11 protein-coding genes are annotated in these 12,360 nt (G+C 67.8%); 4 read left to right on the top strand and 7 right to left on the bottom strand.

Annotation, left to right across the window (positions count from 1 at the left end; all coding sequences use genetic code 11):
* Positions 1–4 precede the first annotated feature (4 nt).
* From hemN to HUW10_RS04765, 4 genes are all read right to left on the bottom strand, one after another.
* Entirely contained in the window at positions 5–1,339 is a 1,335-nt protein-coding gene (gene hemN / locus HUW10_RS04780; protein ID WP_174502462.1) for an oxygen-independent coproporphyrinogen III oxidase, read from the bottom strand.
* A gap of 66 nt (positions 1,340–1,405) precedes the next feature.
* Positions 1,406–2,749, bottom strand: coding sequence for an NAD(P)H-dependent oxidoreductase (locus HUW10_RS04775; protein ID WP_174502461.1), 1,344 nt, complete (start codon positions 2,747–2,749; stop codon positions 1,406–1,408).
* Positions 2,750–2,753: 4 nt separating this feature from the next.
* Complete coding sequence (locus HUW10_RS04770) at positions 2,754–3,557, bottom strand: phytanoyl-CoA dioxygenase family protein (RefSeq protein WP_174502460.1); 804 nt, start codon at positions 3,555–3,557, stop codon at positions 2,754–2,756.
* Between the two features lie 33 nt (positions 3,558–3,590).
* Positions 3,591–4,250 (bottom strand): GntR family transcriptional regulator, encoded by a 660-nt coding sequence (locus HUW10_RS04765; RefSeq protein WP_174502459.1) that lies wholly within the window; start codon positions 4,248–4,250, stop codon positions 3,591–3,593.
* A 195-nt stretch (positions 4,251–4,445) separates the two neighbouring features.
* Between HUW10_RS04765 and HUW10_RS04760 the strand changes: the two genes are divergently transcribed.
* The 4 genes from HUW10_RS04760 to HUW10_RS04745 all read left to right on the top strand — a co-directional run bounded on the left by HUW10_RS04760 (position 4,446) and on the right by HUW10_RS04745 (position 9,545).
* Positions 4,446–4,799, top strand: a complete 354-nt coding sequence (locus HUW10_RS04760) for a hypothetical protein (RefSeq protein WP_174502458.1) — start codon at positions 4,446–4,448, stop codon at positions 4,797–4,799.
* Positions 4,800–4,863: 64 nt separating this feature from the next.
* The gene (locus tag HUW10_RS04755; RefSeq protein WP_174502457.1) at positions 4,864–5,586 is read left to right on the top strand and encodes a hypothetical protein; all 723 of its coding nucleotides are present in this window, start codon (positions 4,864–4,866) and stop codon (positions 5,584–5,586) included.
* Positions 5,587–5,673: 87 nt separating this feature from the next.
* The gene (locus tag HUW10_RS04750) at positions 5,674–6,693 is read left to right on the top strand and encodes a GGDEF domain-containing protein (protein WP_255540012.1); all 1,020 of its coding nucleotides are present in this window, start codon (positions 5,674–5,676) and stop codon (positions 6,691–6,693) included.
* On the top strand, positions 6,690–9,545 hold the full coding sequence (locus HUW10_RS04745; RefSeq protein WP_174502455.1) for a bifunctional diguanylate cyclase/phosphodiesterase: 2,856 nt from the start codon (positions 6,690–6,692) through the stop codon (positions 9,543–9,545). The genes HUW10_RS04750 and HUW10_RS04745 overlap by 4 nt, the downstream gene beginning before the upstream one ends.
* Positions 9,546–9,679: 134 nt before the next feature.
* Here HUW10_RS04745 and HUW10_RS04740 read toward each other — a convergent pair whose 3' ends face one another.
* From HUW10_RS04740 to HUW10_RS04730, 3 genes are read right to left on the bottom strand one after another with little or no spacing between them, the layout of a single operon-like run.
* Positions 9,680–10,825 carry a hypothetical protein gene (locus tag HUW10_RS04740; RefSeq protein WP_174502454.1) on the bottom strand — a complete coding sequence of 382 codons (1,146 nt, stop codon included), beginning with the start codon at positions 10,823–10,825 and terminating at the stop codon, positions 9,680–9,682.
* Positions 10,826–10,870: 45 nt separating this feature from the next.
* Positions 10,871–11,692 carry a CsgG/HfaB family protein gene (locus tag HUW10_RS04735; protein WP_174502453.1) on the bottom strand — a complete coding sequence of 274 codons (822 nt, stop codon included), beginning with the start codon at positions 11,690–11,692 and terminating at the stop codon, positions 10,871–10,873.
* Positions 11,693–11,703: 11 nt separating this feature from the next.
* Positions 11,704–12,114, bottom strand: a complete 411-nt coding sequence (locus HUW10_RS04730; RefSeq protein WP_174502452.1) for a curli assembly protein CsgF — start codon at positions 12,112–12,114, stop codon at positions 11,704–11,706.
* Between the last annotated feature and the right edge of the window lie 246 nt (positions 12,115–12,360).

Below are 12,360 nucleotides of genomic sequence, written 5' to 3'. Positions count from 1 at the left end.
CCGCTCAGATCGCCGCGGCGTGCCGCCCCGCCTGGCCGAGCCAGGCATCGAAGGCGGCGGCGGCATGGCGCAGGAACGGCCGCCCGGCCTCGGTGACGATCACGCGGCTGCCCTCGCGGCGTAGCAACCCATCCGCCTCCATCGGCGCCAGCGCCGCGCCTTCGGCGCCAAAACGCTCAGGATCGGCGTCGAACGTCGCGAGATCGACTTCGAGGTCGCACATCAACCGCTCGATGATCGCCCCGCGCAGCCGGTCCTCGTTATCCAGCGCCAGCCCCTTGGCGATGGCGAGCCCGCCGGCCTCGATCGCGGCGAGGTAGGGCTGGGTGCCAACCGCGTTCTGCGCATAGCCCTGCGGCAGACGCGAGATCGCCGAGGCGCCGAGGCCGATCAGCAGGTCGGAGGGGTCGACCGTATACCCCTGGAAATTGCGCCGCAGCGCGCCGGTGCCGGCGGCGCGCGCCATCATATCCTCGGGCCTTGCGAAATGGTCGAGCCCGATCTGGCGGTAGCCGGCGGCGACCAGCAGTTCGGCGGCGCGCTGTTGCTGGGCGAAGCGCGCCGCGGTGTCCGGCAGGGCGCGCTCAGCGATCACCTGCTGGCGCTTGCGCGTCCACGGCACATGGGCATAGCCGTAGAGCGCGACGCGGTCCGGCCCGAGGGCGAGAACCTCGCCGATCGTCGCCTCCAGCGACTCGATGGTCTGGAACGGCAGGCCATAGACGAGGTCGAAATTCACCGAGGCGATGCCCGCCGCCCGCGCCGCATCGGCGGCGGCTTTGGTCTGGGCGACGCTCTGGTGTCGCCCGATTGCCGCCTGCACCGCGGGGGCGAAATCCTGAACCCCGAGGCTGACGCGGGTGACGGCGAGATCGCGCAGCAGCGCCGTGGCGTCGTCCGGCAGGGTGCGCGGGTCGATCTCGATGGCGATTTCGGTCGTGTCATCAAGCGTGAAATGGCGGGCGAGCGCCGCATGCACCCGGCGCAGCAGCGGTGCGGGCAGGGCGGTCGGCGTGCCGCCGCCCCAATGGATCTGCCCGGCTCGCAGGTGATGGCCGATCGCGGCGGCGACGCGGCCGATCTCGGTTTCCAGCGCCGTCGCGTAGCGCTCCAGCGCGCTGACGCTGTGCACCGCGCTGGTGGTGCAGCCGCAGAACCAGCACATGCTGCGACAAAACGGCACATGCAGGTAGAGCGAGGCGCGGGCATCGGGCTCAATCGCGGCAAGCCAGAGGGCATAGTCCTTCGCCCCGGTCGCGGCGGAGAAATGCGGCGCGGTCGGATAGCTGGTGTAGCGGGGCAGGGGGCGGTCATAGCGCGCGAGAAGGGCCTGTTCCATGCATCTTCTCTGAGCCGCCGGGGCCGCAGCGTCCTTGATCGAGATCAAGGACGCTGCGGCTTGCGCTCAGGCGGCGCCCGCCGCGGCGCGGGGGGCGGCGAAGCGCCGTTCCATCTCCCGCCGTGCCGCGATCGCAGTCTGCAGCGCCGATCCGGCGGCGGCGAAATCGACATCGTCCCACCCCACCACCTCGCCCTCGGCGATGCCGCGCCGCAGCCGCGCGTGATGCGCGAGACCAATCGGCAGGGCGCCGGCGGCAAGGCTCGCCTGCGCCGGCAGCAGCTTGCCCCACACCGTATAGCCGCCCTCGCCATCGAGCACCTCGCCCGCCGCCAGATCCCGCTTGGCGATGGCGACGACATCGCCGGCAAACCCGCGCGGCCGCCCGGTCGGCTCGCCGCGCAACGCGACCGACAGTACCGAGACGTTCAGCTCCAGCCCGATCAGGTGATAGGGCTTGTACATCGCTGCATAGCGGCCCGAGGCATCGGTCCGCAGCCCGTACTGCGCAAAGCAGGCGGCCGCATAGTCGTTCGGCGCCTCGAACACGGCATAGACACCCCAGCGCAAGTCGCGAAACACCGGCCGCCCGTCGCGCTCCAGCGAGGAGACCACCTCGACCATGCCGGACCGCTCCAGCATCCCGCCCGCTGTGCGCGGGCGCAGCAGATGCGGCAGATCATCCACCCCGCAGGCCGGGAAATGCAGGCCGGACGAGGGCACGGCCAGCCCCGTCGCATTGGCGATCGCCGCCATCTCGATCGCCGATTTGGTGCCGTCGAGAAAGGAGTTGAACATTTGCGGGTTCATCCCGCCCTCGCGCGCCTGCTCCGCCGTCAGCCCGTAATGCTGCCACACCGTATCCGGGGTGACGCCATGATAGAGCGGCAGGTATTTCGTGCCCTTGCCGGCGGCGACCACGGAAAACCCGCAGGCCCGCGCCCAGTCCACCATCTCGGCGACGAGGGCGGGCTGGTCGCCATAGGCGAGCGAATAGGTCACTCCTGCCGCATCCGCCTCGGCGGCGAGCAGCGGGCCGGCCAGCGCATCGGCCTCGACATTGACCATCACCACCGGCTTGCCGGCGGCGAAGGCGGCGCGGGCGTGGGCAATGCCGGCGGGCGGGTTGCCGGTCGCCTCGATCACCACGTCGATATCCTCGCGGCGCAGTTCGGCGATTGCGTCGTCGGTGAAGATCGTGGCGGCGATGCGTGCCTCGTCCCAGCCGACGGCGCGGCATGCGGCGCGCGCGGCGTCCGGCCGCAGATCGGCGATGGCGGCGACCTCGATGCCTCTCGTATGTGGCACTTGGGAGAGGAACATCGAGCCGAATTTCCCGGCGCCGATCAGCAGCACACGGACCGGCCGCCCGGCATCGGCCCGGGCGGCGAGGAGGTGGGAGAGGTTCATCGCCTCATTCCGCCGCCGCGCGGGGCGTGTGCGCCGCGAGCCGCGCCAGCGCGTCGTCCGCCACCGGCAGGATCGGCGCAAAATCCTGATGCGCGATGAATTCCGGCCGCGTCGGCGTGCGGATGTAATTGGAAACCGCATTGAGCGTCAGATACACGATGCGGCGCGGATAGGGCGTGATGTTCCCGGCCGAGCCATGCACGAGATTGCCGTGGAACATCAGCACGCCGCCCGGCTTGCCGGTAGGGGCGACGATCCCGCCTTCGGCGACGAGCCGGCTCACCGTTGCCTCGTCCAGCGTCCAGAGCGGGTAGGAGGTGGTCTCGACATCGTGGCGCGCTTCCAGGTCGCCGGCATTATGGCTGCGCGGCACCAGCAGCAGCGGGCCGTTGATCGGCATCACCTCGTCGAGGAACACCGAAATGTTCATCGCCCGCGGTTCGGGCATCCCGTCATCGCGCTTCCAGGTGCCGTAATCCTGGTGCCACTGCCAGACCTCGCCGGTAAAGGCCGCCTTCGCGTTGATCTTGTACTGGTGCATGTACACCTGCTCGCCGAAGATCTGCTCGACCGGCCCGATTAGCCGCGGATGCGCGCCGAGCGTGCCGAAGGCCTCGTTATACGTATGCGCGGCGAAGGCGGTGCGCGGCGCGCCGTTCTTCTCGCGCCACACTTCCGGGCGATGCTCACGATAGATCGCCTCGGATTCACACTTGAGCAGCGCCACCTCCTCGGGGCTGAACAGCTCGGGTAGGAACAGCCAGCCCTCGCGGTGGAAATCCTCGATCTGCTGCTGGGTCAGTTTCATGTTGTCTCCTCCTGGTCCGTATTATGTTGAACGTCAGCCCGCCTGCGCACGATCGGCGAGGCGGCGGGCGGTGATCTCGCCGGCATTGCGCGCATGGTCGCGCGCCGCCGCCTCGGCCCCCGCCGCATCGCCCTCGCGCACCCTGGCGAGGATCGTCTCGTGTTCGCGCGCGGCGCGGGCGCGGTAGTCTTCGGCTTCCAGCACCGCCGCCATGGCACGGGCGAGGGCGGGGAAATGCGGGCCCGTCATCGCCTCGAACACCGGATTGCCCGAGGCACGGTAGAGCGCGCGGTGAAAGGCAAGGTCGAGCCGCAGCAGCGCCGGAATGCCCTGGGCGTTCCTCGTCGCGGCGATGATGGCGTCAAGCTCGGCAAGTGCGGCCTCATCCCGCCGGGCGGCGGCGCGGCTTGCGGCCAGCCCGTCGAGAGCCGCGCGCACGTCATAGATCTGGGCGATCCGCGCGGGGTCATCCGGGGCGATCTCGAACCCCTTGCGGCCGCTCTCGCGCAGCAGCCCCTGGCGGTGCAGCAGATGCAGCGCGTGGCTGACCGGCTGGCGGGAGACGCCGAGCCGTGCTGCGAGTTCGCCCTGGCGGATGCGCGTGCCCGCCGGCAGCGCCCCATCGGCGATCGCCTCCACCACCCGTTCATAGACCTGGTCGATCAGCGTCTCGGCGGTCTCGATCCGCTCCATCCGTGTTCCATTCGCATTCGGAATTCCAAAATCCTGCGCCAAGTCCGCGACTGCGTCAAATGCCGCCCTTGCGCATCGCCGGCCTATCCCCTGGGGCAACCGAATGACATGGATTTATGGATTCCGCCGCAGTTCAGTCACAGAAATGACACGCCCCACCGCTTCTATGACGCTGCAACCGAAAGGAGAGCGCAGATGGAACGAACCACGATCGGGCTTCTCGGCGCGCTGGGCGGTCTCGCCGCCGCCGCACCCGCAACCTCCCTGGCCGAGCCCGCGCCGCTACCCCAGGCCGCGAACTATGCCGAGCTGCTTGCCCCGGTGGAGGCGCCCGCCGCCATTCTCCGCGCGCATGACGCGCTGCTCGCCCGCGCCAGGGCAGAGGCGCCGCCGGCCCGGCTGGACCTGGTCGACCACCACCACCATCACCACCACCATGCCTATCGCCGCTACCGCTACTACCAGCACCACCATCATCATCACCACCATCACGGCTATTACGGGTATTACGGCTATTACGGCACGTATCCGCAGCCAGACTGGCGTTGAGTCTGGCGTTGAAACTGGCGTTGAACTTGGCGCCGGGCCGGCGCCGCCGGGAGAGGGGAGGGCGATGACGACGAAGGTAAGGCTGCGCTATTTCGAGCCGGGGCTCGCACCACGGCGCACCCGGCTCGACGTGCCGGGCTGGGGCGGCTCGCCCGAGAAGCGGGGCGACGGCGCGCACGAGCAGCCCTGGCATTGCGCACCCTTCGTCGAGGGCGCGCAATACGGGATCGAGGTCTTCTACCCCTACCGCAATGAGCTGCGCGTCACCCGGACTGACGGGCACGTGACGCTGGAGAGCGACTGGGGCCCCGATCCGGGCACCGGCGTCAACTGGCCGCCCTTCCGCCCCTTCGGCCCCGGCTACTACACCTGCCAGCTTCTGCTCGACATCGCTGTGGACGAGGACATGGCCGTCCGAGTCGAGCCCCACCCTCGCTATTTCACCGACGAGACCGGCGACGTGCCACTCGCCGTTCCGGCATTGCTGCGAACCGCCTGGTGGCCGATGATCTCGTTTGTTGTCTTCAAGGCGCCGCAAGCGGGCGCCACCCATGTATTCCGCCAGGGCGAGCCCATCCTCCAGCTTACCGTGGTGCCAGCAGACCCAGCGCTCGAGCTGGCGTCGATGCCGCCCGAGGAAGCCGCGGCGCGCGAGCTGCGCTCCCGCCGCATCCATGCCAGCCGCGACACGCTTGGCCAGTCCTCGCGCTGGACCTCCGCCACCGGCACGATTTTCGACGGTACCTACCGGAACCTGCTGCGCGCCGCCCGCGGCAAGCAGGTTTGAGTGTCCGGTTTGTGCCGCTGCATATATGAAGTTAACTAAAAGTTCATTATATCACGCGATGGTGAGTCGCTTGATCCACCTGAAATTGTGCCCCAGAGATTGTCCTTGTTCGATCCGTCGTCGATCATCCTTACTGTAGAGGTCCTGCAAACCCTGTTGGACTCGCTACCGAATCCGGTCTTCCTGATCGACCGCGATCACCGGCTCGTGCTGATCAACCAGGCGATGGCCGATTTCGTGGGCTATGAGCGGGAAGCAATCCTCGGCCGCAGTAGCGAGGGAAGGGTGCCGCCTGCGCTGCTCGAGGGTTACTGGCGGATCGACGACCGGGTCTTCGCCACCGGCGAGAGCGACGAGACCGAGGAAATCGTCACTGGTGCCGGTGGCCAGCGGCGCATCGTCATCACCCGCAAGCGCCTGATCCAGCTCGACACTGTAGCCGGCCCCACCAAATTCATCATCGCCGTCCTGTCGGACGTGACGCGCTTCCGCGAGGCCGAGGCCCGCGCCCGCCACCTCGCCGCGCATGACGGCCTGACCGGGCTGCCCAATCGCGGCCAGTTCACCCAGCGCCTCGCCGAAGCGCTCGCCGCCGCCCAGCGCAGCGGCGAACTTGTCGCCGTCCTGCTCGTCGATCTCGACGGGTTCAAGCCGATCAACGACCGGTTCGGCCACATCGTTGGCGATAGCGTGTTGCGCATCATCGGGCGCCGGCTCGGCGGGGTGATCCGCGCCGGCGATACCGTCGCCCGCCTCGGCGGCGATGAGTTCTGCGTCATCCAGCGCGGCATCTCGCAGGAGGATCACGCCCTCAACCTTGCCGGGCGCATCGTCGCTGCGATCGGCCAGCCGCTCGCCGCCCAGCCCGAACCGCTCGCTGTCACCGCTTCTGTCGGCCTCGCGCTCTGCCCGTTCGACGGCGATGATCCCGACATTCTCCTCGAACGCGCCGACCGGGCGCTTTACGCGGTCAAGCATGCCGGGCGGGGTGGCTTCAGCCGCTACCATGCCGGCCTGCATCGGCCGTTGGCGCCGCCCGACATGCCGGTTCTGTTACGCGATCTACCGGCCGAACCGCCGCCTCTCGCGGCTGGAGAGATCTCATGAGCGGCCGGCATACCGGGCCGCCGACGGTAACCGGCCAGGGGCTCGCCGGCGTGCGCGGCGTCGCCGCCTGGGAGATTGATCCGCTCGCCGGGCTCATCCGCCAGCTGCCTGGCAGTGGCGCCGGCCCGGCGAAGCCGCCGCCCCCGGCCGCGCCGGTCGCAGATTTTCTCGCCCTGATCGATGCGGACGACCGCCCCCGGGCCGACGCCGCCCTTGCCGCCGCCACAGCCCCCGGCAGTCCTGGCCTCGATCTCATCTTCCGCCGCGCCGGGGCCAAGCCGGGCAAGGGGTGGTGCCTCGCCCGCTTCCATCCCGTCGGGCGCGACGAGGCCGGCCGCGCGCTCCGCCTCGCCGGCATCACCGTCGATCTTGGCGCGCTGCCCGGTCTTGCCGCCGGTGCCGCCGGCAGCGCCGAGACCGACCGTCTCGCCACCCTCGCCGCCGAGCTCGCCCGCCGCACCGAGGAACTTGTCAGCGCCCACCGCCTCGCCCGTGTCGGCGCCTGGCGGTGGGATCTCACCCGCCACATCGTCTGGCTGTCGGCCGAAACCATGTGGCTGCTCGGCATCGAGGGTGCAGCCGCCGAGATGGATTACGACCAGCTCCGCCGCATGATCCATCCCGATGACTACCAGTACGCAATGGCCTGCTTCCGCGAGGCGGTCGACACTGCAACGCCGGTTACCCTTGAATACCGGACAATCCTGCCCGATGGCGCCGTTCACGCCGTCCTCACCCACGCCGAGCCGGTGATCGGGGCGGATGGCCGAATCGCGCAGCTGCGCGGCACCACGCAGGACGTCACCCCCTTCCGCCGGGTCGAGGCGGCGCTGCGCGAAAGCGAGGACCATTACCGCCATATGGTTGAGCTGCACCCGCAAATCCCCTGGACCGCCGGTCGGGATGGCGGGATTCTCGAAGTCGGCCCGCAATGGCTCGCCATCACCGGCATGACCCGCCAGGAGACCATGCCCTTCGGCTGGACCTCCGCCGTTCACCCGGACGATCTCGCGCCGACCCTTGCCGCCTGGGGGGACAGCCTCGCCAGCGGCGATCCGGTCGATGTCGAGTTCCGCATCCGTGCCGCTGGTGGCGCCTATGCCTGGGTGCGCGCCCGCGCCGCCGCCCGCCGCGACGAAGCCGGGCAGATCCTGCGCTGGTATGGTACACTCGAGGACATTACCGACCGGCGGGCCGCGGAGGCCGCGCGCAACGCCTCAGAGGCGCTGGCCCTGCGGGTGCTGGAAGCCAGCGGCGATGCCGTGATCGTCTTCGATGCCGCAGGCGCCGTCACCTTCTCCAATGCGCGGCTTGCCCCCCTGCTCGGGCTCGATGCGCCGCCGAAGGGCATCGCCACCGATGGTCTCTTCGCCGCCGCCCATTGCCGCGAGCTTTGCGCCGCGCTGAATCGGGCGATGGAAACCGGCGCAGGCGCCCATTTCGAGCTGTTCTGGCCGCCGACCGACCGGTGGTTGGAAGCCACCATTGCCGCCGAGGGCAGCGACATCTCGCTCTTCCTGCGCGACGTCTCGGAAAAGCGCCTCGTCCAGCAGCAACTCCGCTACGCCGCCAGTTTCGACTACATGACCGGTGCCGCCAACCGTGCCACCCTGTTCGCGCGCCTTGCCGATCAGCTCCAGCACCAGGCGCCCGGCAACCTCACCGCGCTGCTCTGCCTCGATCTCGACTATTTCAAGGAAATCAACGACCAGCACGGCCATCCGACCGGCGATGCCGTGCTGCGCCAGCTTGTTACCCGGCTGCGCCTCTGCCTGCGCTCGCACGATCTGCTGGCCCGCTGCGGCGGCGATGAATTCGTCATCATGCAGACCGGCGTATCCGCACCGCCCGACGCGCTGGCGCTGGCCGACCGTATTCTCGCTGCGCTTCGCCAGCCTTTCGAGGTCGATGGCATCTCCCTGCCCGCCGGCGCCTCGATCGGCGTCGCCGTCGCTCTTCCCGGGCAGACCGACGCCGATGCCCTCTACCGTCAGGCCGATCGTGCGCTCTATGTCGCCAAGTCCCGCGCCCGCGGCACCTACCGCCTCTTCCACCCCGACATGCTGCAGGCCGACGAGGCCAGCCGCCGCCTGCGCGCCGAGCTGGCCGGCGCGCTCGGCCGCGGCGAGTTCAGGCTCGATTTCCAGCCCATCGTCCATCTCGCGACCCGCCGCATCGTCGGCGTCGAGGCGCTGGTCCGCTGGCACCATCCGGTCCGCGGCCTCATCCAGCCCGCCGAATTCATCCCGCTCGCCGAGGAAAGCGGACAGATCGCAGCCCTCGGCGCCTGGGTGCTGCACCGCGCCTGCGCCGCCGCCAGCGCCTGGCCGGGCGACGTCAAGATCTCCGTCAATGTCTCGCCCCGCCAGTTCGAGATCGGCGACATCCGCACCACCGTCACCGAGGCCCTTGAAGCGACCGGCTTGCCCGCCAACCGTCTCAAGCTCGAAATTACCGAATCGGTGCTGCTCTCGCAGAACGCCGCCAGCGCCCGCCTGCTGCAAAATCTGCGCGAACGCGGCGTGATGCTGGTGCTCGACGATTTCGGCACCGGCTATTCCTCGCTGTCCTATCTCGACACGTTCAAGGTCGACGTCGTCAAGATCGATAAATCCTTCCTCTCCCGCATCCGCGCCCCGGGCGACCGCCAACCCATATTCGAGGCAATCATGGGCATGACCGCGGCGCTCAACCTGCCGGTCACCGCCGAGGGTGTCGAAACCGCCGTCCAGCTCGATTACGTGACGAGCCTCGGGTGTGACTGGGCGCAGGGCTATTTCTTCTCCCGCCCGGTGCCGGAGGCCGAGTTGTTGCGCCAGCTCCGCGGTCCCGCCATCGCCCGAACCGGCTGACGCGCCGCACACCCGCTCTGCCCACGCATAAAAAAACAGGTGGCGCGGCTGCGCCACCTGCATGACCAGCCCGCCAGCGCCACACCGAATTCTGCCGGCGCGCTGACGGACCCGGGGAAACTAGCCCCGCCGGATTACTGGCTGACGCTGATCGTGTAGCCGTTGGTGGACGGGGCGGAGTTAATGTTCACGCTCGAACCGGCCTGCGCCTGTGTGACGCTGATGCCAGCCGTGCCGGTTGTGGTCCCGGCAACGGCGTTAACCGTCAGGTTCAGGGTTGCACCCGTGGCCGCGGAGGTCTGTGTCACATTAACCGGAGTGGCCGTTGCACCTGTCACATTAGTCAGAGACATGTTGATCGAGCCACCCGGCGCCGCGGTCGCGATGGTCGCATTCACCAGGCTGCCGGTGCCAACGGTCGCGGTCACGGACGAGTTGCCCGAAGCCGGGTTCATCGTCGTGCCCACAGTGTTGCCCGTGGTGTCGACCGTCATGTTGTAGGTGGCAGCACCCGGCGTGGTCGAGGCGAGGGTCAGGGTGTTACCGGAGGCTGCCGTCGCCGCGGTTCCGACATTGGTCGTGTAGGTCGACGCCGAGGTGTTGCCGTCGATCGTGTTGGAGATCGTGTTCGACCCGCCATAAACGGTGGTCGCCAGCGTATTGCTCCCAGTGAAGCCGGCAACGGTGCCAACCTTGTTGGTGAGGTTGTTGCTGTCGCCGGTCACGTTGCTCGTCAGGCTCGCCGCGGCCGTGCCGCCCGCCACCGTGTCGGTGAGGGTGTTCGAGGTGCCGGTGACGGTCGGGTTGAAGGTCAGCGCGCCCGTGGTGTCGAGGTTGCTGGTCAGCGTGTTGGTGCCGGCGCCGTTATTGGTGACGCTGATGGTCGAGGCAACCGAGTTCGGCGCCGAGTTCTGGCCGATATTCAGGGTCTGCACGTTGCTACCGCCCGAATAGGTGGCGGTAACGCTCGCGGTCGAGCCAGCGGCGGTGTTGGTGTTGATAGCGCCGTTCAGCGTGTTGCCAGCGCCGCTCTGCGAAATGTTGAGCGTGTTCCACGCGCCCTCGACATAGAACGGCGTGTTTGTGGAGCCGATCTGGTTGCCGCCGGCCGTTGCATCCTGCGTCGTCTTCAGGCTGGTGATCGTGCCCGCCGTTACGGTGCCGCCCACGCTGCCGGTGGCCGAGTTCAGGTTCAGGATGTTCGGCGATGTAGCGAACGCGGCGGGGGCGGCGATCAGCATCGCCACGCCGGCCATCAGCGAGAGTTTCATGCGAGACATTTTTTGCTCCGGAGTTCGTTAGTCATTAAAAATACTGGGGGCGCGTCAGGAAACCGGTTTCGGCTTTCCCTTGAAGTGCCACCAGCCCTGCTGAACGCCGTCCCGGCTCAGCACCGCCACGGCCTTGCGGGCCGCCAGTGCAAGCGCCAGTCCCACCGGCTCGTTGGTCGAGCCGCCGGCTTCGGCGTTCAGAAGAGTGGTCGAGTAGGCCGCGTCCAACGTTCCGCCGGCCTCCAGCGATGTCACAGATTTGGTAACAGTCACCTGCTTGAGCACACGCCCGGTCGTGACCGAGACGGCGCGCAGGCTGAAAGTAATCAGGTCGGTCACATATTTCGCCTGCCCGCCGATCCCGCCAATGGCGAGCCCCGCCGAGGCCTGCGTCACCTGCCGGTCATACGCGACGACCTGACCAACCATCTCGATCTCGGCGATCGAGAGCGGCGGCACCTGCGGCAGCGCCGCCTTCTTGTGTGCCGCCTTGAGCTGCGCCGCACGGTCGGTCAGCATCAGCCCCGCAAGCTGACGCTCCGTCAGCAGGTTGCTCAGATGCTCGCGTTCCAGCACGTCGTAATAACCGTGCGGCATCGCCTCCAGCGCGCTGATCAGATAGGGCGTGCAATCCTGCGGCACCGCGGTGCTGAGTTCCTCGATCGCCCCGGTCGGCGCGTGCTGTCCGGTCGTGTCAGTGCAACTATACACGCCGACATAGACCGGTGCGGCGGGCGTCTTGCCGGCCGCGATCGCGATCGGGCGGGTGAGGTTCAGATTGACCTTGGCCGAGGGCGGCGGCGGCACCGCGCATCCCGCGAGAAACACCAGCGAGGCCACGGCGACAGCCGCCTTGCGGATGGCAGGTCCGGGCATGGCGTAAACCTTCAATTCGAGGGAAGTGCGAGGGTGGTCGTGCCATTCGGCGAGGTGATCGTGACTGTCGTCACCCCGCCCGAATTCACATACGACACTGTATTGTTGCCCGACTGGAACGCTCCGGTGCTGCCGGGCGTGGCGTTCGCGATCTTCGAGGCGATGTTGTAGGCCACCAGCCCGTTCAACTGCGACAGGATGGAGTTGGTGAATTGGGCGGAGGGGCTGCTGGCGGCTGCCTGCGCCGCCGCCGATTGTGCCGCCTTCAACGCCGAGATCTGCGCCTGGATCTTGGATTCCTTGCTCGAATAGGTCTGCTGCGCCAGCCCGGCAGAATAGGCATTGGTGCCGCCGAACGCGGGAGATTGCAGGTTATAGGTCTCGAGCGTCGCTTGCGCCGCGGGAGAACAGATCGATATCAATAAAGCGGAAGTCAAAACCGTAGTCTTTAATTTCATAGCCGTCTCTTCCTTGCCGAAACGTCAATACGAACGTCCGATCAACGAAATATAACTAGCCCATTTCAATTGAATGCCGAAGCAAGTTCTTGTATCGATTGATGATTATAAATTAACAAAATATTGATATTATGTCCGAGGTCTCTGCTTCGGCCTCGCCGTGGCAGCCCTGCCGCCGCCGCGCTTGCCAAAAAGCCGCGCACATGTCCT

This window comes from Acidiphilium sp. C61 (assembly GCF_905116885.1).
Taxonomy (GTDB): Bacteria; Pseudomonadota; Alphaproteobacteria; order Acetobacterales; family Acetobacteraceae; genus Acidiphilium.
The sequence above is the reverse complement of the archived record's forward strand: the minus strand, read 5'-3'. Positions and strand labels throughout refer to the sequence as shown.